The sequence below is a fragment of the Stenotrophomonas rhizophila genome, from assembly GCF_000661955.1.
Classification (GTDB): domain Bacteria; phylum Pseudomonadota; class Gammaproteobacteria; order Xanthomonadales; family Xanthomonadaceae; genus Stenotrophomonas; species Stenotrophomonas rhizophila.
The window spans coordinates 117,596-138,546 of sequence record NZ_CP007597.1; the positions used below are offsets into that span (position 1 = coordinate 117,596).

The following is a 20,951-nucleotide window of genomic DNA, read 5'->3' on the forward strand; positions in this document are numbered from 1 at the left end:
CGCGACCGCAATCCCTCAATGCGCGCTCACGGCAATACCTTCGGCGCGGTCGGCCACGCCATCGCGGCGATCCAGGCGACCGCTCAACGCGGTCAGGCCGAAGGCACCCATCACCACCAGCGCACCCAGCCACGGGGTGTGCATCAGGCCGAAATGGTCCACCACCAGCCCGCCCAGCGAGGCACCGAGCGCGATGCCGACGTTGAACGCGGCGATGTTCAGGCCCGACGCCACGTCGGCGGCTTGCGGGGCAAAGCGCTGCGCCTGCTTGACCACGTACACCTGCAGCCCCGGCACGTTGCCGAACGCCACCGCGCCCAGGGCCAGCACCGTCAGCAGCACCAGCCAGGTGTTGTAGGCGGTGAAGGTCAGCACGAACAACACGGCCGCGAGCAAACCGAAGATCAGCTTCAGCGCCGGGATCGGGCCGCGACGGTCGGCCAGGCGGCCGCCCCACAGGTTGCCGATCGCCACCGACACGCCGTACACCAGCAGCACGCCGCTGACCGCATTGGCGGAAAAACCGGTGACGTCCTGCAGGATCGAGGCCAGGTAGGTGAACGACAGGAACGTGCCGCCGTAGCCCAGTGCGGTGATGGCGTACACCAGCAGCAGGCGCGGCTGGGCCAGCACCGACAGCTGCTGGCCGAACGTGGCCGGTTCGCTGCGCTGCAGGTTGCGCGGCACGAACAGCAGGCTGCCGATCAGCGCGATCACGCCGAGCGCGGCCACCGCCAGGAAGGTGGCGCGCCAGCCCAGGTGCTGGCCGATGAAGGTACCCAGCGGCACGCCGGTAACCAGCGCCACCGTGAGCCCGGTGAACATGATCGCGATCGCGCTGGCGGCCTTCTCCTTGGGCACCACCGAGGTGGCGATGATCGACCCGATCGAGAAGAACACGCCGTGCGCCAGGCCGGTGAGCACCCGCGCCACGATCAGCGAGCCGTAGCCGGGCGCCATCCAGGCAATCACGTTGCCCAGTGTGAACAGCACCATCAAGGCCACCAGCAGGGTCTTGCGCGGCACCCGGCCGGTGAGCGCGGTGAGCACCGGTGCGCCGATCGCCACGCCCAGGGCGTACAGCGAGACCAGCAGGCCGGCCGAAGGCAGGGACACGCCCAGGTCGGCGGCGATGGTGGGGATCAACCCGACGATGACGAATTCGGTCGTGCCGATGGCGTACGCACCGAGGGTGAGCGCCAGCAGGGCCAAGGGAATACCACGGGACATGACGGTTACCGGTGGGAGGTGAGGCTGCGCAGTCTGCGCGCCGCACTCTTGCCGAAAAAGCGGCCTTCACGCCAATCACTCTTGCCTGATGGTCAATAATGGGCCTCTGTCCGCCGCATGCCCGCCATGAAAACTACCCTCGACGAAATGCAGGCCTTCATTGCCGTGATCGACAGCGGCTCGATCACCGCCGCCGCCGAAACCCTGGGCCAGACCACCTCCGGGGTGAGCCGCGCGCTGGGCCGGCTGGAAGAGAAGCTGGGCACCACGCTGCTGACCCGCACCACCCGGCGCCTGCAGCTCACGGAAGAGGGCGATGCGTTCCTGGCCCACGCGCGCGCGATCGTGGCGTCGGTGGAAGCGGCCGAGGAACAGCTCGCCGCCCGTCGCGACCGGCCGGCGGGCCGCTTGCGCGTGGATGCGGCGATGCCGTTCGTGCTGCACGCGATCGCGCCCCTGGTGGCGGGCTACCGCGCGCGTTACCCCGACGTGGTGCTGGAACTCAACAGCAGCGAGCGCTACATCGACCTGCTGGAACGGCGCACCGACGTGGCGATCCGGATCGGGCCGCTGGCCGATTCCACCCTGCATGCGCGGCCGCTGGCCCACAGCCGCCTGCGTGTGCTGGCCAGCCCGGGCTACCTGCAGCAGCACGGCACGCCGGCCAGCGTGGCCGACCTGCGCACGCACACGCTGCTGGGCTTCAACGAGCCGGACTCGCTCAACCACTGGCCGCTGCCCGGCGACACCGACGCGCTGCTGCATGTGCGCCCGGCGATGGCGGTGTCCAGCGGCGAAACGTTGCGCGCGCTGGCGCTGGAAGGGGTGGGCATCGTCTGCCTGTCCGACTTCATGACCCACCGCGACCGCCAGGACGGCCGCCTGGTGCAGCTGCTGCCCGACCTCACCGTGGAGGTGCGCCAGCCGATCCACGCCGTTTACTACCGCAACACCGCGGTGTCGGCGCGGATCAGCTCGTTCCTGGACCACCTGGCGGCGGCGATGGTGGGCGACCCCTACGTGCGCTGATCCGCGCGCTGACGCCGGCCCATGGCCGGCCGCACGGTGCATTACGCCGCGCGCGACAGCCCCGGCGCCGGCGCGCGCCCGGCGTCCAGCACGAACACGTCCACGGCGTCGTTCAATGCCACCGCCTGTTCTTCCATGCTGCGTGCCGCTGCCGACGCCTCTTCCACCAGCGCCGCGTTTTGCTGGGTGGCTTCGTCCATGTGCACCACGGTCTGGTTGACCTGTTCGATGCCGGCCGACTGCTCCTGCGAGGCCGCGGCGATCTCGGCCATGATGTCGGTCACCCGCTGCACGCCAGTGACGATCTCGCCCATGGTCTGCCCGGCCTGCTGCACCAGCCGCGCGCCGGTGGCGACATCGCCGACCGAGGCATCGATCAGCGTCTTGATTTCCTTGGCCGCGCCGGCCGAACGCTGCGCCAGCGTGCGCACTTCGCTGGCCACCACCGCAAAGCCGCGGCCCTGTTCGCCGGCACGCGCTGCTTCCACGGCCGCGTTGAGCGCCAGGATGTTGGTCTGGAACGCGATGCCGTCGATCACCGAAATGATCTCGGCGATCTTCTTCGACGAGGTTTCAATCGCGCCCATGGTCTGCACCACCTGGCCCACCACCGCACCGCCCTGCGAGGCCACCGCGTGTGCGCCGATGGCCAGCTGGTTGGCCTGTCGCGCATGCTCGGCGTTCTGGCGTACGGTCGAGGTCAGCTCCTCCATCGAAGCGGCGGTTTCCTCCAGGTTGGCGGCCTGTTGTTCGGTGCGCTGGGACAGGTCGCTGTTGCCCGCGGCGATTTCGCCGGCGGCGGTCTGGATCGACTGCGCGGCACGCTTGATGTCGCCCACGATGCCGGTGAGCTGGCCGCTGGTCAGCGCCACGTCGTCGCGGATGCGCGCGAACACGCCATGGAACTGGCCGTGCATGCGCGCGCTCAGGTCGCCGCGCGCGATCGCCTGCAGCACCGTGGAAACCTGGTCCAGGTCGCGCTCGGTGGTCTGCATCAGCTGGTTCAGCCCCCCCACCATGTCGCGGAAATCGTGCTCGTAGCGTGCCTCGTCGCCGCGCTGGCTGAAATCGCCGGCCGCTGCCGCACTGGCCAACTGCTTGATCTCGGCATTGATCGCGCCGAGGTTGGCCTTGACCCGGTCCAGCGACTGGGTGATCACCGCCTTCTCGCCGGGCAGGCGTTCCATGTCCTGCGACAGGTCGCCCACCGCGTAGCGGCCCATGATCTCGATGGCGCGCATCTTGACCTGGATGTGCGCGGCCACCAGTGCGTTGCTGTCGCGGACCATCTGGCCGTAGCCGCCGGGGAAGGCGCTGTCGTCCATGCGGTAGCTGATCTGGCCGGCCTCGTGGCGTTCGGCCATGGTGGCCTGCGCAGCCAGCACGTCCTTGAGCGTGCGTGTCACCGCCATCATGGCCTGGCCGAGGCGACCGATTTCGTCGCGGCTGTTGACCTGCACGCGGTGGTCAAGCTCGCCACGCGCCACCGCGCGTGCGGCCGCTTCCACCGCCACTACCGGCGCAATCACCGCGCGGCGCAGCCACACCGCCAGCAGGCCCATCAGCACCACTGCAGCCGCGGCGGTCAGTGCCGCGCACACCAGCAGCGTGCGCCGCGCCTGTTCGGAACGGGCCTGCACAGCCTGCTCGGCGACCGCGGCGGTGCGGTTGCCCAACGCGTCCAGCGTGGTGCCCAACGCGCGGTCCTTGCCGCGCACCAGCGCATCCCCCTCCAGCGGGCTGTAGCCGCTGGCGGCGAAGGCGTCGAGCGCGCCGTGGTACTCCTTTTCAAGCGCGGCATGCTGGGCCATGAACTGGGCGGCCAGGCGTGCGGTGCCGGCATCGCTGCTGGTGGCCAGGTCCTTGCCCAGCGTGCGGGTCTTGTCGCCCTGGCGGTCGAAAGCGGCCAGATGGCGCGCACGCAGTGCCGCATCGCTGCCGCGGATCAGCACGTTCTTCCACTCCTGCACCTGCAGCCGGAACTCGCGCTGCAGCGCTTCGGCCTGCGTATTGCGGGCCACCTCCGGCGGCACCGCGGTGGACAGGTTCAGCCAGGCCGAACCGAGGCCGGCCAAGGCGCACAGCACCACGATGGCCAGGCCGAGCGACAGCGCGCCCAGCAGTTTGAACTGCAGGCTCAAGGCGCGATTGGGGGCGCCGGACGTCATGTTCATGGGAATCGAAAGTGAGGGAGGGCGATGCGGTATCGGTTTACCCCCTCCTCTTCTGAAGTGAGATGCGGATCACATTAATGTCCTAATTAACAACATGAAGAGCGTGTGACAGCCGCCCGAAACCGTATGGAAGCGCCCGCTGGACATCGGCTCAATTTGTAACTAGTGTTGTTACATGAAATCCAGCAACCAGTTCTCCGATGCCCTGCACGTGATGGCCCACCTGGTGGGCCAGGACGGCCCGCGTACCTCCGAGCAGCTCGCCACCTGCCTGCCCACCCACCCGGTGGTGATCCGGCGCCTGCTCGCCGCCCTGCAGAAGGGCGGGCTGGTCACCAGCGTGCGTGGCCACGGCGGCGGCAGCCAGCTGGCCCGCGCACCGGCGCAGATCACCCTGCATGACGTGTACGTGGCGATCGGCGCGCCGGCGCTGCTGCACACCGGTGCCCGCGAAACCGGGCGCGGCTGCCCGGTGCAGCAGGTGGTCAACGACGCACTGGATGACAGCTACCGACAGGCCCAGGCCCTGCTTGAGCAGCGCCTGCGTGGCACCACCCTGGCCACCCTCGGCGAGGCCTTCGCCCGTCACCTGGCCCACCATGCAGCAGGAGTTCCCCATGACCGTTGATGCCATTGTCGTCGGCGGCAGTTTCGCCGGCCTGTCCGCCGCCCTGATCCTGGCGCGTGCGCGCCGCGAGGTCCTGGTGATCGACAGCGGCCTGCCGCGCAACCGCTTCGCCGCGCATTCGCACGGCGTGCTGGGCCAGGACGGCATCGCCGGGGCCGAGCTGCTGCGCAACGCCAAGGCGCAGCTGCTGGAGTACCCCACCGTGCGCTGGATCAGCGACACCGTCACCACGGCCCAGCCCACGGTCGATGGCTTCGTGGTGGCGACCGCCAGCAACGAGAACTGGGCCACGCGCAAACTGCTGCTGGCCACCGGCATCCGCGACGATCTGCCCGACCTGCCTGGCCTGGCCGAGCGCTGGGGCCACAGCGTGGTGCATTGCCCGTACTGCCATGGCTATGAAATCGGCGGCGGCGCGATCGGTCTGCTGGGCGGGCACGAGAAGTCGGTCACGATGGCGGCCCTGCTGGCCGATTGGGGTCAGGTCACCCTGTTCGCGCATGGCATGGCGCTGACTGCAGAGGAACTGGCCGCCCTGCAGCGTCGCGGCGTGAGCATCGAGCACGAGGCGGTGGTTGGCCTGGAGGGCGAGGCACCCGCGCTGAGCGCTGCGCTGCTTGCCGATGGCCGCCGGGTGGAACTGCGCGCGCTGTTTGTCACCGCGCGCCAGCAGATGGCCACGCCGCTGGTCCAGCAGCTCGGCTGCACGCTGGAGGACAGTCCGGTGGGCGTGCTCGTGCAGGTCGATGCGGGCAAGCAGACCAGCGTGCCCGGCATCTACGCGGCCGGCGACGCGACGCTGGTCGGCAACATCAGCCTGGCCAGCGCCGAAGGCGTGCGCGCGGGCGTGAGCCTGCACCACGCGCTGGTGGCCGAAGACAGCGCGGCCTGACACATCCACGGCCACCGGTGGGTGGCCGCCCCGTTCTGCCTGCTCAGCCCTTGATGCACACCACCTGGCGCAGCGTGTGCACCACCTCCACCAGGTCGCGCTGCGCGGCCATCACCGCGTCGATCGACTTGTAGGCCGCGGGTGACTCATCGATCACCGCCGCATCCTTGCGGCATTCCACGTGCGCGGTCGCCTCGCGGTGCTGGGCCAGGGTGATCTGCTGGCGCGCCGCGCTGCGACTCATCACGCGGCCGGCACCGTGGCTGCAGCTGTGGAAGCTCTCGGCATTGCCCTTGCCACGCACGATATAGCTGCGCGTGCCCATGCTGCCCGGGATGATCCCCAGCTCGCCGGCGCGCGCGCTGACCGCACCCTTGCGGGTCACCAGCAGCTCCTCGCCACCGTGGGTCTCGGTCTGCACGTAGTTGTGGTGGCAGTTCACCGCCAGCTTCTCCAACTGGAACTTCGGCAGCCGCAGGCGCATCTCGGCCAGCACCCGCGCCATCATCGCCTCGCGGTTCTCGCGGGCGTAATCCTGCGCCCACGACACGGCCTGCACGTAGTCATCGAACAACGGCTCGCCCTGCATGAAGAAGGCCAGGTCCTTGTCCGGCAGGTGGAAGCCGAGCACGCGCCGGGCCAGCTGCTCGCGCGCCTGCTCGATGAAGTAGGTGCCGATCAGGTTGCCGGTACCGCGCGAGCCGCTGTGCAGCATCACCCACACCGCCCCGGTTTCATCCAGGCAGATCTCGATGAAGTGGTTGCCGCCGCCGAGCGTGCCGATCTGGCAGGCCAGCTTGTCGGTGCGCACGCGCCGGTGCCGTTGCTTGATGGCATCCAGCCGCTCGACCAGCCCGGACCGCACGATGCGGCTGTGGATGCTGTCCGGCAGCTGCCGGTGCTCGCCGCCGCGGCCATTGCCCACCGGCACGCTGCGCTCGATGTCGCTGCGCAGCCGGGCCAGGTTGTCGGGCAGGTCCTCGGCGCGCAGCGTGGTGCGCACCGCCGCCATGCCGCAGCCGATGTCCACGCCGACCGCCGCCGGAATGATCGCGCCGCGGGTGGGGATCACCGAGCCCACGGTGGCTCCTTTGCCTACGTGCACGTCCGGCATCACCGCCACCCACGGGCCGACGAACGGCACCGCGGCGATGTTGCGCAGTTGCGCCCGGGCCAGATCGTCCACGGGTACGCCGTGGACCCAGCCCTTGATGGGGGTGGTGCCCTCGGCGTGCAGCAGCTCAAAAGTGGATTCTATGTTCATGGTCATTCATTCCATTGCGTGGCGGTGCCAGATAATCTCGGGACACGGCCAGGCAGCGCCGGGTTAAACCGGCACGCATAATAAAAAAGACATCATCTCCCGCTGCCCGTGCCCCACACCTGGGCACAGCGCTTTCGCGCCTCGTGGCAACACGTCCGTGTGGTCAGGCAGTCCTTGCCCGGGTGTGGACGATGGAAGATCACGCCATGTGATCGGAAGGTGGGGCGACGCCAACGCAAACGAAAACGCCCCCGGATGCAGCATCCGAGGGCGTTGGCGTGCCTCGGAGATCGGTGACCGATCTCCGTGCGGGAAGATCAGTCGATGGTCAGCGCGTCGGCCTTGCCCGCAACGTCGCACGGACGCAGCGCAGTTGTTGCGCGGTGCAGTCGCTTGGCGATGGCGGAGAAACGAAGGGACATGACGGGCTCGGTTGGGTGGAAGGGTGCCGCAGGCTGCGGCGATGGGCGCGAACATTACCCGGGATTGTTTCCCGCTGCAAGCGGACTATGTAATCCCCACATTATGTCGGCCGAACGCGACGACCGCCGTTGCATCGCAACCGTGCACCACGGCATGACGTAAACGACGCAGCCGCCTCGCGGCGGCTGCGTGTGCGACACGTGGGCGGCCGGGCTCAGCCCTGTTCGGCGCTGGCCGCATCCAGCTGCGCCACATCCTCGGCCGACAGCGCCACCTGCGCGGCCGCCAGCACATCCTTCAACTGCGCGACGCTGGTGGCGCTGACGATTGGCGCGGTAATGCCGGGCCGCGCGATCAGCCATGCCAACGCCACCTGCGAGGCACTGGCACCGTGCGTGGCGGCGATGTCGTCCAGCGCGGTCAGGATGCGCTTGCCGCGCGGATTGAGGTACTTGTCCACCACGCGCTTGCCGCGCGCGCTGCTCTTGCCCGCATCGGCGGCACTGCGGTACTTGCCGCTCAGGAAGCCACTGGCCAGCGAGTAGTAGCTGATCACGCCGATGCCCTGGTCGCGCACCAGCGGTTCCAGTTCTGCCTCGTAGCCGGCGCGGTCGTACAGGTTGTACTCGGGCTGCAACGTTTCATAGCGCGGCAGCGCATAGTCGGCCGACACCGCAAGCGCATCGCGCAGGCGGCTGGCGTTGTAGTTGGACGCACCGATGGCGCGCACCTTGCCCTGTTCGATCAGGCGGCCGAACGCGGCCAGGGTGGTTTCCAGCGGCGTGGATTCGTCGTCTTCGTGGGCCTGGTACAGATCGATCACATCGGTCTGCAGGCGGCGCAGCGAATCTTCCACCGCCGCGGCGATGTTGTCGGCCGACAGGCCCGGGCGCTCGGCCCACTTGGCGACCTTGGTGGCCAGCACCACCTTGTCGCGCTTGCCACTGTGCTTGAACCAGCGGCCCAGGATGGTCTCCGATTCGCCGCCGCTGTTGCCCGGCACCCAGGCCGAATACGCGTCGGCGGTATCCACCAGGTTGAAGCCGGCGTCGACGAAGGCATCCAGCAGCGCGAACGAGGTCTTCTCGTCGGCGCTCCAGCCGAAGACGTTGCCGCCGAAGGCAATGGGTTGCACAGTCAGGCCGGAGCGGCCGAGTTCGCGCGATGCAGTCATGGGAGAGGTGCTCCTGTGGAAATCCAATGCATCAGCATAGTTCCGCGGCCATGACAGCGCTGCGGCGGCTGCCACAAAACAGTGTTCCGCCGTGCTGCATCGCACTAACGTTTTGTGAACACCTTGGGCATCGCGGCTGCTAGTCTCGCCGCATCCCGCCACTGGAAGACGCCGATGAAAACCCGTTCGCTGACCACTGCCTGCCTGTTCACCTTGTCCACGCTGCTGCTGTCCGCCCCGGCCCTGGCGACCAAGCCGGCCGGCCCCAACGCACAGATCGCGATCACCCCGGCGGTGCAGACGGCGGTGCAGGGCACCTGGCGCGACCCGGCCAACGTCAAGCGCGATGCGTGGCGGCATCCGGCGCAGACGCTGTCGTTCTTCGGCGTGGCACCGGGCAAGACCGTCATCGAGATCACCCCGGGCGGCGGCTGGTACGCGGAAATCCTGGGCCCGCTGCTGCACGAAAAGGGCACCTATGTCGCGGCGGTGGTCGACCCGATGGCGGTGCCCGAAGGTCGCGGCCGTGACTACCAGCAGCGCAGCCGCGACGGCCTGGACAAGAAGTTCGCCGCCAATGCCGCGCTGTATGGCAAGAGCAAGGTCGTGGCCTACAACCCGACCGCGCCGCAGTTCGGTGCGGACAACTCGGCCGACGTCGTGCTGACCTTCCGCAACGTGCACAACTGGCGCAGCGCCAACCAGGCCGAGGGCATGTTCACCGGCTTCTACAAGGTGCTCAAGCCCGGTGGCGTGCTGGGCGTGGTGGAGCACCGTGCCAAGGCCGATGTGCCGGCCGACGACAAGAGCGGCTACGTGGGCCAGAAGCAGGTGATCGCAATGGCCGAGGCGGCGGGCTTCAAACTGGCCGGCAGCAGCGAAATCAACGCCAACCCGCGCGACACCAAGGACCACCCGAACGGGGTGTGGACCCTGCCGCCGACCAACCAGCACGACAAGGCCGACGATGCGAAGTACCAGGCCATCGGTGAGAGCGACCGCATGACCCTGCGCTTCGTGAAGCCCTGACCCGCAGCGCCCGCTGCCGGTAGGCCTGCATCACAGACGAGCGGGGGATGGGACAATGGCCCGTCCCCCGCTGTTGTTTCCGCCATGCTGATCGCCTTCAATAAACCCTTCAACGTGCTGTGCCAGTTCACCGACCGCAGCCAGCCGCCGCGCGCGACCCTGGCCGGCTTCGGGCTGCCGCCGGCGGTGTATGCGGCCGGGCGGCTGGACTACGACAGCGAGGGCCTGCTGCTGCTCACCGACGACGGTGGCCTGGCGCACACCCTCACCGATCCGCGCCACAAGGCCGACAAGACCTACTGGGTGCAGGTGGAAGGCACGCCCAGCGACGCGCAGCTGCAGGCCCTGCGTGACGGCGTGCAGCTCAATGACGGCCCGACCCTGCCGGCGAAGATCGAACGCCTCGACCCCGCCCCCGCGCTGTGGGTGCGGGATCCACCGGTGCGCTTCCGCAAGACCGTGCCTGACAGCTGGCTGGCCGTCACCCTGCGCGAAGGCCGCAACCGCCAGGTACGGCGGATGACCGCGGCCGTGGGGCTACCGACCTTGCGCCTGGTGCGCGCCTCCATGGGCCCGCACGCGCTGGGCGACCTGCAACCGGGCCAGTGGCGCCAGATCGGATAACACCGCCGGTAGGTACCAACCGTTGGTTGGTACGTACAAAAAAAAACCGCCGGACAACGCCGGCGGCTTTCGATACACACGCGCTGACGCGTCAGCAGATCAGGCGTCGCTGCCGATATCGCTGTGCTCATCGACCACGGTGCTGGTGCGGCGGTTGCGGGCGCTGATGCGCTGCGCCTGGCCGTCCACCACGCCGCCGTTGGCAAGCTTCTTCTTCTGCTGCTTGCGGTACAGCGCGTAGCCCAGCAGGCCCACGCCCACCGCAGCGGCGGCGATGGTGACGGCCGGATTGCGGCGGACCACCTTCGCGGCGACCTTGCTGCCGGTCTTCACCGCGCCCAGTGCGGCACCCGTCTTGATCCAGTCCGTAGCCTGCGGGCCAAGGTGACGCAGGCTGCCACCGGCATGCTTGAGGCCGTCGCCAGCGCTGCTTGCCAGGTCCAGGGCGCGCTCAAGGGCGCGGTCGGTAATCACAGTCAGTCTGCTCATGGGGGTTCCTTTGCCTCGGTTCTGATCCAGTGTGGCGCGCGGGCCGTGTAGGGCGTGTTAGCCACCTGCCACGGCCGGATCACGACTGTAGCCGCTTGCCCGGGCCGGTGCAGTGCGGCGCGATGACGCGGTCAGCCGGCAGCCATGAATGCGACAGCCGCGTCACGTCCCGCGTGGCTTGGCCCGGTGCGTGGCGGTCGCCGTCCACGGATCGTCCGGCCACGGGTGCCGGGGATAGCGGCCCTTCATTTCCTTTTTGACCTCGGCGTAGGTGTTGGCCCAGAAGTTGCGCAGGTCCTGGGTGACCTGCAGGGGGCGGCCGCCGGGCGAGAGCAGGTGCAGGGTGAGCGGCACGCGGCCATCGGCGATGCGCGGGGTGTCGGCCAGGCCGAACAGCTCCTGCAGTTTCACCGCCAGCACCGGTCCCTGCGGGGTGATGCCATCGGCGTCCACCGCGTAGTGGATCGGCCGCTCCATGCCCGACGGCACCGCCATGCGCACTGGCGCGTGCCGGTCGATCACCTGGCGCTGGGCCCACGGCAGCGGCGATTTCAGGGCCTCGCCCAGACTGGCTTCGTCCAGCGCATCCAGCCGCGTCTTGCCGGTGAAGGCCGGCGTCAGCCACTGTGGCAGGGTCGCCATCAGCGCGGTATCGGATACGTCCGGCAGCTCCAGCTCGGGCATCCACGCACGCAGCGCCAGCGTCCGTGCCTGCCATTGGCGCAGGCCCTCGGTCCACGGCAGCGCGTCGATACCCAGTTCGGCCACGGCCTCGGTCAGCGCCTGCGCGGCATGCGCCGGATCCACGCGCCCGGCCGACCGGCTGTCCAGCACGATGCGGTCGAAACGGGTTTCGCGGCGCGCCACCAGCGCACGCTTGTCGCCGTCCCAGCGCACCACGTCCTGCTGGGTGAAGCGGGCGGGGAAGTCGCGGCGCAGCCGGTTCTCATCGACCGGCGCGGCGCGCAGCAGCAACGCGTCGCGCGCCTCATAGCGCAGTTCCACCGCCACCAGCCACGGCTCGCCACGCAGATCGCTCGGATCGAACAGGCGCGCACTGCGCCCGTTGGCCAGCAGGTAGCGCAGCGGATCGGTGGGGTGGCGCGCGGCGATCCGGTCGGGGAAGGCGTGGGCCAGCAGGTCGCCGAGCTGGTGTGCCTCCACCGACGTGGGCGGCGCGGCGTCGCAGCGCAGGCGTCGCCGCCACTGCTTGCTGGCGGCATCGATGGTGGCCAGCCCACCGCGGTTGGCATCGTGCGGCGCGCGGCCGTGGCGGAACGCCGCCAACGCGCGCCATCGCGCGGCCAGTGCATCACCGCCCTGGCGCAGCGGGTCGCGTGCCTCCACCAGCGCGGCCAGATCGCACGCCAGCGCCTGCTCGCTGCCGCCGGTGGCGGCCAGCAGCATCGCCGCCAGCCGCGGGTGCGTGCCCAGGGTAAGCATGCGGCGCCCCAGCGCGGTCAGCCCGCCGCTGTCGCTCATCGCACCCAGCCGCTGCAGCAGCTCGCGCGCGGCGGCCAGTGCGCCCACCGGCGGCGGGTCGACGAAGCGCAGGTCATCGCTGCCCCACGCGGCCAGCTCCAACGCCAGCGACGTCAATTCCACCTGCGCGATCTCCGGCCGGCGCTGTGCCTCCAGCCGCTGCGACTGCGGCCACAGCCGCCATGCCCAGCCCTCGGCCACACGCCCGGCACGCCCGGCGCGCTGGTCGGCCGACGCCTGCGCGATGCTCACCACGTCCAGCCGTGCGAAGCCGCTGTTGGGGTCGTAGCGCGGCTCGCGCGCCAGCCCGGCATCGATCACCACGCGCACCCCTGGCAACGTGACCGAGGATTCGGCCACGTTGGTGGCCAGCACCACGCGGCGCTGGCCCTGCGGGTCGGGTTGCAGCACCCGCGACTGCTGTTCCACCGGCAGTTCGCCGTGCAGCGGCAGCACCTGCACCGTGGCCGGTAGCGCCTGCTCCAGCGCGGCCTGGGTGCGCGCGATCTCGCGTTGGCCCGGCAGGAACACCAGGACATCACCGGGATGCTCGGCCAGTGCCTGTTCCACCGCGCGCCGCGCCTGGGCCTCCAGCGATTCCTCGCGACGGGCGGGGAAATGGCTGATCGCCACCGGGAAGCTGCGGCCCGCGCTGCTCAATCGCGGTGCATCCAGGAACTGCGCCAGGCGCTCGCCATCCAGCGTGGCCGACATCACCACGATGCGCAGGTCCTCGCGCAGCTGCGCCTGCACGTCCAGCGCCAGTGCCAGGCCGAGGTCGGCGGCCAGGTGGCGTTCGTGGAATTCATCGAACAGCAGCGCGCCCACGCCGTCGAGCATCGGGTCGTCCTGCAGCATCCGGGTCAGGATGCCTTCGGTGACCACTTCGACGCGGGTGCGGGCCGACACCTTGTTCTCGAAACGGATGCGGTAGCCGACGGTGTCGCCCACCTCCTCGCCCAGTTGTCGCGCCATGAACTGCGCGGCGCTGCGCGCGGCCACCCGGCGGGGCTCCAGCATGATGATCCTGCGGCCTTGCAGCCACGGCGCGTCGAGCAGGGCCAACGGCACCTGGGTGGTCTTGCCGGCGCCGGGTGGCGCTTCCAGCACCAGGCGCGCGTGTGCGGCCAGGTGGTCCAGAATCTGCGGCAGCAGTGGGGAGATGGGGAAGCGCGAGGAGTTCATCGGGTAAGGATACGGGCTCGCTGGCAGGGATGTTTGGCAGGCGTGGGCAGCTGTGCTCTCATGCGCGCACTGTTTTCAGGGATGCCACATGTCACCGTTCACCCGCGCCATCGTCGCCGCACTGACGCTGTTCGCCGCCATTGCCAGTGCCCACGCGGATGCACCTGCCCGCACCGCCGCGCCCGCGCCGTGGTCGGCCGGTTTCACGCTGGAAAAGAACGGCGAAACACTGCAGGTGCTGGATGCCCAGGGCCATGTGGTTGTGGGTGGGCTGGAGGGTTTCTTCCCCAATGCGCGCTACGCCCTGCTGCTGCGCCAGTCGCAGTGGGGGGTGCTGCGTGCGGACGGACATATCCTGCTGGCACCCGAATACGCCCGCGTGGAGCATCTGCCCGAATCACAGTTGTTCGAGGTATGCCGCGACGCCAATGAGCGCTGCGGTCTGGTCGATATGGATGGGCGCATCGTGGTGCCGATGGACAACGCGCGTATCACCGGCGTATGGGTGACCCAGACGCCGTGGGTGGTCGAACGGGACGGCCGCAGCGGCGCGTTCGACCCGGCCACGCGTCGCTGGGTGGTACCGCAGGCGCAGGCCGAGATCCGTGTGGGCGCGGGCATGCTGATGGTCAAGCGCGAGCCCGATAGCCCGTGGCAGGTGCTGGATCGGCGGGGCGCGGCCATTGCCGGCATCCCGCCCGCCAGCGATTGGCAGGTGTGGGAGGAGGGCATGCGTATCATGGGTGCGCAGGGCATGTTCGATGCCACTGGCAAAGCATGGGTGCCGGCTGGCCGCTACGACGCCATCGCGCCCCAGGGCGACACCGCCGTGGTAAGCACCCGCACGGGTCAGGGCCTGATAAACGCGCAGGGCAGGCAGGTGCTGCCGCCGCGATTCCTGCTGATCGAGCCGTTGGAAAGTGCCCACCTGGGTTGGAAGCGGTTCGTGGAAGGCGAGCACTGGGACGCGCGCCGCGTGGGTGTGGTGGACGCGCAGGGCCTTGTCATCCTCCCTGCGCGGTGGGACGGCATCACACTGGACCTGGCCGACACCGCGCGTGGCCGGCGCAACCAGCTCATCTTCCAGGTGGAACGTGATGAACGGCTCGGGGTGCTGGACGCTGCAGGCAACACCTTGTTCCCGCCCCGGTTCGACAGCGCCAGCATGATCGCCTACGGCAGCGTCATGTATCTGGTGTCGGAAGACGGCAGGCAGGGGCTGTGCAACTTCGCCAGCGGCCACTGTCCGATTCCAGTGCAGTTTGAACGGATCCAACAGGTGGACGACAGCGAGGCAGGACAGTCGCTGTTCGTGGTAACTCAAGACACCCGCTCGGCCCTGTATACCGAGCAGGGCCAGGTGGTGATGCCCCTGCAGCCGGGCCTGATCGCGCTGTCCACGGCCAGTGATGACCTGCACGTGCTTGAGGTCACCCTCACCCAGGGCAGTGAACAGCGCACGCTCCGCCTGCAGATGCTGGCGGGCGTGTGGCAGGTGCAAGCGCCCGGCCACGCGCCGGCGCAGTAGCCCCCGGGCCACGGGTGCCTGCCGGACCGCGGGCTACAATGGCCGGGTTACCTGCCTTGTAGCTCCCCCATGCAACTGATCGATATCGGCGCCAACCTCACCCACGACTCCTTCGACCGCGACCGCGACGCCGTGCTGGCGCGTGCCCGCGAGGCGGGGGTGGCACAGATGATCATCACCGGCGCCAGCCGCGAGCATTCGCCGATGGCGCTGGCGCTGGCGCGCCAGCATCCCGGCTTCCTGTATGCCACCGCCGGCGTGCACCCGCACCACGCGGTGGAATACACCGACGAATGCGATGCGGACATGCGCGCGCTGCATGCGCATGCCGAAGTGGTGGCGGTGGGCGAGTGCGGGCTGGACTACTTCCGTGACTTCGCCCCGCGCCCGGCCCAGCACCGCGCCTTCGAGCGCCAGCTGCAGCTGGCGGCCGACATAGTGGCTGCCGATGGCGCGCGCAAGCCGCTGTTCCTGCACCAGCGCGATGCCCACGCCGATTTCATGGCGCAGATGAAGAACTTCGAGGGCCGACTGGGCGCGGCGGTGGTGCACTGCTTCACCGGCGAGCGCCAGGAGCTGTTCGACTACCTGGACCAGGACTGGTACATCGGCATCACCGGCTGGTTGTGCGACGAACGCCGTGGCGGCCACCTGCGCGAGCTGGTGAAGCACATCCCGGCCAACCGCCTGATGATCGAAACCGACGCGCCGTACCTGCTGCCGCGCTCGCTCAAGCCGATGCCCAAGGACCGCCGCAACGAGCCGATGTTCCTGTCGCACATCGTCGAGGAGCTGGCGCGCGATCGGGGCGAAGACGTGGAGACCACGGCCGCCAACGCGACGGCGGCCACGCGCGCGTTCTTCCGGTTGCCTGACGCGGCCTGATACATCCCCCACGACCAACGGTCGTGGGCTACCGGTGGCCGTCGCCGCTTGCCCAGGCGTCGGCGAGACCGTCGCGGTAGGTCGCGAAGCGGGGCTGCCACTGCAAGGCCGCGCGCGTGCCGCGGCTGTCGATGCGTTTGTTGCTGGCGTAGAAGCGTCGCAGCGAGGCGGGGACAGCCGGGTCATCCCAGGCCTGCGCGGCGGGCAGCGGCAGGCCACTCAGCAACGCGGCATGCGCCAGCACGTCCTGCGGCGGGGCCGGCGCGTCGTCGGCCGGCAGATACAGCGCGTGCCCCTGCGGACGCTGCATCGCCGCCAGCACCGCAGCGGCCAGGTCTTCCACATGCAGCCGGTTGAACACCAGCCCGGGCCGGACCACATGCCGGGCCTTGCCCTGCGCCAGCTGCACCAGCGCGTTGCGCCCCCGACCGTACAGGGCGGGCAGGCGGAACACCGCCGAGGCGATACCGCGTGCCTGCGCGAACGCACGCCACTGCTGCTCCGCACGTAACCGTCGCAGGGCGGTGGCGTCGTCCGCATCGGCACGGGCCTGTTCGTCCACCCAGCCTCCGTCGCGGTCGGCGTAGACCGCCGTCGAGGACAGATAACCCACCCAGCGCAGCGCGGGGCTGTCGTGGAGTGCATCGGCGAGCAGGCGCAGCGCCGGGTCGCCCGCGTCCTCCGGCGGCACGCTGCACACGATCGCGTCCGCGCGCCGGAGCGCCGCGCGTAGCTCCTCATCAACCGGCACGCCCTCGGCCAGCCGATACCGCGTCAGTCCGTCATCGGGGGCGGTGCCAGGGTCACGCACGGTGCCGCTGCATGCGATGCCCTGGGCCTGCAGCCGGGCGGCCAGGTGCCGCCCGCTGTAGCCCATGCCCAGCACCAGCACGTGCGCCGGCGCGGCCATCTGCATGGTCAGGCGCCGCGCTGGCGCTGGTAGGCCTGCAGGTGGCTGTAGGCCACCGCCAGCAGCGGGGCTGCCTGCCCGGCGGCACGTACACGCGCCAGCATGTCGCCCACGATCTGCTCGGCCTCCACCTGCTGGCCCGCTTCCAGGTCGCGCAGCATGGACGCCTTCAACGCCGAGCCGGGCTGGGTCGTGGCCGTCAACGCGATCTCGCGCGCCTTGGCCGGAATCGGCTCGCCCGCGGCATCGGCCACGGCCAGACATTCGTCATACAGCCCACGCACGATCGCCGCGCCATCGTCGGTGGCCACGATCGTGCCCACATCGGCGCGCATCAGGCACGTCGCCGCCGCCAGGGTGGTCAGGAACGTGTACTTGATCCACTGCTCCTGCCCGATCGCATCGCTGGCCACATGGTCCACGTTCGCCTGCACGCACGCCGCCGCCAGCGCCAGCACCCGCGCGCTGCTGCCGGTACCGTCGCGCTCGCCGAAGGTCAGCTTGGCCGCCGGCGCCAGGTGCAGCACTGCGCCATCGGCGGCCTTGGTCGCACTGATGAAACACAGCCCGCCCAGCACCGCATCGCGCCCGAAACGCGCATCCAGTGCCGCGTAGTGGTGCAACCCGTTGAGGATCGGCAACAGCGTCGTACGCGGCCCCATCGCCGGGGCAATCGCCTCGATCGAACTGTCCAGGTCGTACGCCTTGCAGCTCAGGATCACCAGGTCGAACGGCTGCGCCGCCGCCAACGCAGGCAGCGCATCGGCCGTGACATGCGCCACCGGGAAGCGGGCATCGCCAAGCGGACTGCGGATCACCAGCCCCTCGGCCGCCAGCTGCGCCGCACGCGCGGGACGCACCAGGAAGGTCACATCCACACCGGCCTGGGCCAGCCGACCACCAAAATAACCACCGGTACCACCGGCGCCGAGGATCAGGATACGCATCGCACGCTCACTGCAGTTGGGGGATTCACCCTGCGATTGTGCCGGAGTTTTGCGGCACCCGCAGGGCGCTATGTGGCGGTTGGCGGAGCGCCTTCGTGAGCAGGACCGATGGATTTCGAGCACGGCGGCCATCACACAGTGCAACCCCATCAATTGCAAAAGCCGAAGTGCCCAGCGCACGGCCGAGACCACCGCGCGTCAACACCCGAATTCCTCTCCCCCAGATTTCACAATTCATCCAATCGCATACGAAAAGAGCCGGGCAAACGCCCGGCTCCACAGAAACAATAATTGCCGCGAGGTTGCCGGCCAGCGGCCGGCACTACCGGAACCTCGCAACCGCCTACCCCGATTCAATCCAGAGCCGCAGTTGACGTTGCTTCAGCAGTGGCAGTGGCAGTAAAGCGGGCCGCCGGGCCGCAGGCCCGGCAAAACACCCCTCAGCTCCGCATCCCCACGCCCCGCTTCAACAACCACAGTGCCAGCGCCGTCAGCGCCACCACGAAGCCGATCATCAGCGCATACGCCACCCACAGCGGCACATCACTGGTGCCCAGCAGCCCATAGCGGAACGCATTGACCATGTAGAAAATCGGATTCGCGTGCGTCGCCGCCTCCGCCCACGTCGGCAGCAGCTGCACCGAATAGAACACACCGCCCAGGTAGGTCAGCGGGGTCAGGATGAAGGTCGGCACGATCGCCACATCATCGAACTTCTTCGCGTACACCGCATTGATGAACCCGGCCAGCGAGAAAATCGTCGCGCCCAGCAGCACCGTCGTCAGCGTCACCAGCGGGTGCGGAATGCGCACCGGCGTGAAGAACATCGCGATGATCAGCACGATCACGCCCACCATCAACCCGCGCAGCACCGCACCGGACACATACCCCCACAGGATCACCCAGTTCGGCATCGGGCTGACCAGCAGCTCCTCCACGTGACGGCCGAACTTGGCGCCGAAGAATGACGAACTGATGTTGCCGTAACTGTTCTGGATCACGCTCATCATCACCAGGCCCGGCACGATGAACTGCATGTAGGTGTAGCCGCCCATGTCGCCCACGCGCGAGCCGATCAGGCCGCCGAAGATCAGGAAATACAGCGTCATGGTGATCGCCGGCGGCACCAGGGTCTGGCCCCAGATGCGCAGGATGCGCGCCACTTCGCGGCGCACGATCGTCATCAACGCGATGCGGTTGCGCTGGCCGTCGGTCAGGACCGGGGTAGGGGTGGTGCTCATGCCGCATTCTCCTGGTTGCCGGTGAGGCGCACGAACAGCTCCTCCAGGCGGTTGCTCTTGGTCCGCATCGAACGCACCCGGATACCGGCCGCGTTCAAGGCTTCAAATACCCGGTTGAGGTCCATCGCGCGCGGCATGTCCACGTCCAGCGTGTGCCCGTCGGTGGCGATCAGCGTGGCGCCTTCGATCACCGGCAGCTCGGCCGGCAGGCTGCCGTCGATGTCGAACAGGAAGCCTTCCACGTCCAGCTTGGCCAGCAGCTCACGCATCGGCCCCTGGGTGACGATCTGGCCGTGATTGATGATGGCCAGGTTGCGGCACAGGTGCTCGGCTTCTTCCAGGTAGTGCGTGGTCAGGATGATCGTCGTGCCGGCGGCATTGATCTCCTTGAGCACCCGCCACATGTCGCGGCGGATCTCGATGTCCACCCCGGCCGTGGGCTCGTCCAGGATCAGCAGGCGCGGGCGGGTCATCATCGCGCGGGCGATCATCAGCCGGCGCTTCATGCCGCCGGACAGCGTGCGGCTCATCACCTGCGCCTTCTCCCACAAGTGGGCGCGCTTGAGCTCCTCTTCGGCCATCTTCTCGGCCTCGGCACGGGCCACGCCATAGAAGCCGGCGTAGTTGACCAGGATGTCGAAGGGCTTTTCGAACAGGTTGAAGTTGATTTCCTGCGGTACCAGGCCGATCAGGCGCATCGTGGCGCTGCGGTTGCGCACCAGGTCGCTGCCGAAGACCTCGACCTGGCCCTCGCTGAGGTTCACCAGCGAGCTGATGATGCCGATCAGGGTCGACTTGCCGGCGCCGTTGGGGCCCAGCAGGGCGAAGAAGTCGCCCGGGGCCACGTCCAGCGAGACGCCCTTCAGGGCCTGGGTGCCGTTGTCGTAGGTCTTGCGGAGGTCACGCACCCGCAGGGCGGGGGCGGCGGTGGGCGCGGGAGTGTTCTGGGAAGCCAAGCTCTTGCCTTCGCGCCCATGGGCTGGCGCTGGATAGGGGCGGGGAGCGGCTATTATAGAAGACCCCGAGGGCTTGCCCCGGCTACACACTGTCCCGAAAAGTCGTGCCTGCCCAATTCCCCCTCAAACTGGTCGACCGGCGCATGCTGGCCCCGACCGTCGGCCACTACCAGTTCCTGCGTGATGACGGCCAGCCGCTGGATTTCCAGCCCGGGCAGTTCATCCAGGTCCATTTCGAGTACGCCGACGGCACCGCCACCAAGCGCAGTTACTCGCTGGCCACCATTCACAACCACGCCCTCGGCGCGGGCGAAGCGGTCGATATCGCGGTCAGTTTCGTCCCCGGCGGCGCCGCCACGGCCCTGTTCGAGGGCCTGGACATCGGCGGCCACGTCACCGCCAGCGGCCCGTTCGGCCGGTTCTGCCTGCAGCCGGGCGACCACAACGCCCGCTACCTGCTGATCGCCACCGGCACCGGGGTCACCCCGTACCGGTCGATGCTGCCGCTGCTGGCCACCGCCATGGCCGAGCGCGGGGTGGAGGTGGTGCTGCTGCAGGGCGCCCGCACCCCCACCGAGCTGCTCTACAGCGACGACTTCTATGCCTTCGCGGCCGCCCACCCGGGCTTCCGCTACGTGCCGTGCCTGTCGCGCGAGCTGCCCGACAACCCGCATCCGGACGTGCGCCACGGCTACGTGCAGCAGCACCTGGCCGAGTTCGCACCGAACCCGGCCACCGACATCGCCTACCTGTGCGGCAACCCGGACATGGTCGATGCCACCTTCGAGTCCCTGAAGGACGCCGGCCTGCCGACCCCGCAGGTGCGGCGCGAGAAGTACGTCAGCAGCAAGTAACCGGTGC

Annotated in this window: 18 protein-coding genes; 8 read left to right on the forward strand and 10 right to left on the reverse strand. The window is 69.0% G+C overall.

Translation table 11 applies throughout. The features are described from left to right. Positions 1-15: 15 nt before the first annotated feature. A complete protein-coding gene (locus DX03_RS00490; protein WP_038685570.1) occupies positions 16-1,230 on the reverse strand; it encodes an MFS transporter in 1,215 nt (404 codons plus the stop codon). A 126-nt stretch (positions 1,231-1,356) separates the two neighbouring features. Here DX03_RS00490 and DX03_RS00495 point away from each other — a divergent pair, with 126 nt between their 5' ends. Continuing rightward, the gene (locus tag DX03_RS00495; RefSeq protein WP_038685572.1) at positions 1,357-2,259 is read left to right on the forward strand and encodes a LysR substrate-binding domain-containing protein; all 903 of its coding nucleotides are present in this window, start codon (positions 1,357-1,359) and stop codon (positions 2,257-2,259) included. Positions 2,260-2,300: 41 nt separating this feature from the next. On the opposite strand, the gene DX03_RS00500 is transcribed toward DX03_RS00495, so the two are convergent. Beyond that, a complete protein-coding gene (locus DX03_RS00500) occupies positions 2,301-4,433 on the reverse strand; it encodes a methyl-accepting chemotaxis protein (RefSeq protein WP_081797106.1) in 2,133 nt (710 codons plus the stop codon). 175 nt (positions 4,434-4,608) lie between these two features. On the opposite strand from DX03_RS00500, the gene DX03_RS00505 reads away from it, so the two are divergent. Continuing rightward, positions 4,609-5,061: an Rrf2 family transcriptional regulator gene (locus tag DX03_RS00505; RefSeq protein ID WP_038685574.1), complete on the forward strand. Its 453-nt coding sequence runs from the start codon at positions 4,609-4,611 to the stop codon at positions 5,059-5,061. Beyond that, entirely contained in the window at positions 5,051-5,953 is a 903-nt protein-coding gene (locus tag DX03_RS00510) for an NAD(P)/FAD-dependent oxidoreductase (RefSeq protein WP_038685576.1), read from the forward strand. The genes DX03_RS00505 and DX03_RS00510 overlap by 11 nt, the downstream gene beginning before the upstream one ends. Before the next feature lie 43 nt (positions 5,954-5,996). On the opposite strand, the gene DX03_RS00515 is transcribed toward DX03_RS00510, so the two are convergent. Further along, positions 5,997-7,217 (reverse strand): RtcB family protein, encoded by a 1,221-nt coding sequence (locus tag DX03_RS00515; protein WP_038691661.1) that lies wholly within the window; start codon positions 7,215-7,217, stop codon positions 5,997-5,999. A gap of 637 nt (positions 7,218-7,854) precedes the next feature. Beyond that, positions 7,855-8,814: an aldo/keto reductase gene (locus tag DX03_RS00520; protein WP_038685579.1), complete on the reverse strand. Its 960-nt coding sequence runs from the start codon at positions 8,812-8,814 to the stop codon at positions 7,855-7,857. Positions 8,815-8,988: 174 nt separating this feature from the next. Between DX03_RS00520 and DX03_RS00525 the strand changes: the two genes are divergently transcribed. Then, on the forward strand, positions 8,989-9,843 hold the full coding sequence (locus DX03_RS00525; protein ID WP_038685581.1) for a class I SAM-dependent methyltransferase: 855 nt from the start codon (positions 8,989-8,991) through the stop codon (positions 9,841-9,843). An 84-nt stretch (positions 9,844-9,927) separates the two neighbouring features. Continuing rightward, entirely contained in the window at positions 9,928-10,467 is a 540-nt protein-coding gene (locus tag DX03_RS00530) for a pseudouridine synthase (protein ID WP_038685583.1), read from the forward strand. 99 nt (positions 10,468-10,566) lie between these two features. On the opposite strand, the gene DX03_RS00535 is transcribed toward DX03_RS00530, so the two are convergent. Both DX03_RS00535 and hrpB read right to left on the reverse strand, forming a co-directional pair. Continuing rightward, positions 10,567-10,956 (reverse strand): hypothetical protein, encoded by a 390-nt coding sequence (locus DX03_RS00535; protein ID WP_038685585.1) that lies wholly within the window; start codon positions 10,954-10,956, stop codon positions 10,567-10,569. Positions 10,957-11,118: 162 nt separating this feature from the next. After that, positions 11,119-13,623 (reverse strand): ATP-dependent helicase HrpB, encoded by a 2,505-nt coding sequence (gene hrpB, locus DX03_RS00540; RefSeq protein ID WP_038685588.1) that lies wholly within the window; start codon positions 13,621-13,623, stop codon positions 11,119-11,121. 88 nt (positions 13,624-13,711) lie between these two features. Between hrpB and DX03_RS00545 the strand changes: the two genes are divergently transcribed. Beyond that, positions 13,712-15,151, forward strand: a complete 1,440-nt coding sequence (locus DX03_RS00545) for a WG repeat-containing protein (RefSeq protein WP_038685590.1) — start codon at positions 13,712-13,714, stop codon at positions 15,149-15,151. 69 nt (positions 15,152-15,220) lie between these two features. Further along, positions 15,221-16,036 carry a TatD family hydrolase gene (locus DX03_RS00550; RefSeq protein WP_038685592.1) on the forward strand — a complete coding sequence of 272 codons (816 nt, stop codon included), beginning with the start codon at positions 15,221-15,223 and terminating at the stop codon, positions 16,034-16,036. Between the two features lie 28 nt (positions 16,037-16,064). Here the strand turns inward: DX03_RS00550 and DX03_RS00555 are convergent, their stop codons facing one another. The 4 genes from DX03_RS00555 to DX03_RS00570 all read right to left on the reverse strand — a co-directional run bounded on the left by DX03_RS00555 (position 16,065) and on the right by DX03_RS00570 (position 20,090). Beyond that, positions 16,065-16,952 carry an NAD-dependent epimerase/dehydratase family protein gene (locus DX03_RS00555; RefSeq protein ID WP_038685595.1) on the reverse strand — a complete coding sequence of 296 codons (888 nt, stop codon included), beginning with the start codon at positions 16,950-16,952 and terminating at the stop codon, positions 16,065-16,067. Positions 16,953-16,954: 2 nt separating this feature from the next. Continuing rightward, positions 16,955-17,893, reverse strand: a complete 939-nt coding sequence (panE, locus tag DX03_RS00560; protein WP_038685597.1) for a 2-dehydropantoate 2-reductase — start codon at positions 17,891-17,893, stop codon at positions 16,955-16,957. A gap of 440 nt (positions 17,894-18,333) precedes the next feature. Beyond that, positions 18,334-19,134, reverse strand: coding sequence for an ABC transporter permease (locus tag DX03_RS00565; RefSeq protein WP_038685599.1), 801 nt, complete (start codon positions 19,132-19,134; stop codon positions 18,334-18,336). Next, positions 19,131-20,090, reverse strand: a complete 960-nt coding sequence (locus tag DX03_RS00570) for an ABC transporter ATP-binding protein (protein ID WP_038685602.1) — start codon at positions 20,088-20,090, stop codon at positions 19,131-19,133. Before DX03_RS00570 ends, DX03_RS00565 begins: the two co-directional genes overlap by 4 nt. A 104-nt stretch (positions 20,091-20,194) precedes the next feature. Here DX03_RS00570 and DX03_RS00575 point away from each other — a divergent pair, with 104 nt between their 5' ends. Beyond that, entirely contained in the window at positions 20,195-20,944 is a 750-nt protein-coding gene (locus DX03_RS00575; protein ID WP_081797107.1) for a ferredoxin--NADP reductase, read from the forward strand. The last annotated feature ends 7 nt before the right edge of the window (positions 20,945-20,951 follow it).

Excerpts from the sequence above, each read along its gene's own strand:
- DX03_RS00490 (WP_038685570.1), bottom strand. The coding sequence starts at position 1,230 with ATGTCCCGTGGTATTCCCTTGGCCCTGCTGGCGCTCACCCTCGGTGCG.
- DX03_RS00495 (WP_038685572.1), top strand. The coding sequence starts at position 1,357 with ATGAAAACTACCCTCGACGAAATGCAGGCCTTCATTGCCGTGATCGAC.
- DX03_RS00500 (WP_081797106.1), bottom strand. The coding sequence starts at position 4,433 with ATGAACATGACGTCCGGCGCCCCCAATCGCGCCTTGAGCCTGCAGTTC.
- DX03_RS00505 (WP_038685574.1), top strand. The coding sequence starts at position 4,609 with ATGAAATCCAGCAACCAGTTCTCCGATGCCCTGCACGTGATGGCCCAC.
- DX03_RS00510 (WP_038685576.1), top strand. The coding sequence starts at position 5,051 with ATGACCGTTGATGCCATTGTCGTCGGCGGCAGTTTCGCCGGCCTGTCC.
- DX03_RS00515 (WP_038691661.1), bottom strand. The coding sequence starts at position 7,217 with ATGAACATAGAATCCACTTTTGAGCTGCTGCACGCCGAGGGCACCACC.
- DX03_RS00520 (WP_038685579.1), bottom strand. The coding sequence starts at position 8,814 with ATGACTGCATCGCGCGAACTCGGCCGCTCCGGCCTGACTGTGCAACCC.
- DX03_RS00525 (WP_038685581.1), top strand. The coding sequence starts at position 8,989 with ATGAAAACCCGTTCGCTGACCACTGCCTGCCTGTTCACCTTGTCCACG.
- DX03_RS00530 (WP_038685583.1), top strand. The coding sequence starts at position 9,928 with ATGCTGATCGCCTTCAATAAACCCTTCAACGTGCTGTGCCAGTTCACC.
- DX03_RS00535 (WP_038685585.1), bottom strand. The coding sequence starts at position 10,956 with ATGAGCAGACTGACTGTGATTACCGACCGCGCCCTTGAGCGCGCCCTG.
- hrpB (WP_038685588.1), bottom strand. The coding sequence starts at position 13,623 with ATGAACTCCTCGCGCTTCCCCATCTCCCCACTGCTGCCGCAGATTCTG.
- DX03_RS00545 (WP_038685590.1), top strand. The coding sequence starts at position 13,712 with ATGTCACCGTTCACCCGCGCCATCGTCGCCGCACTGACGCTGTTCGCC.
- DX03_RS00550 (WP_038685592.1), top strand. The coding sequence starts at position 15,221 with ATGCAACTGATCGATATCGGCGCCAACCTCACCCACGACTCCTTCGAC.
- DX03_RS00555 (WP_038685595.1), bottom strand. The coding sequence starts at position 16,952 with ATGCAGATGGCCGCGCCGGCGCACGTGCTGGTGCTGGGCATGGGCTAC.
- panE (WP_038685597.1), bottom strand. The coding sequence starts at position 17,893 with ATGCGTATCCTGATCCTCGGCGCCGGTGGTACCGGTGGTTATTTTGGT.
- DX03_RS00565 (WP_038685599.1), bottom strand. The coding sequence starts at position 19,134 with ATGAGCACCACCCCTACCCCGGTCCTGACCGACGGCCAGCGCAACCGC.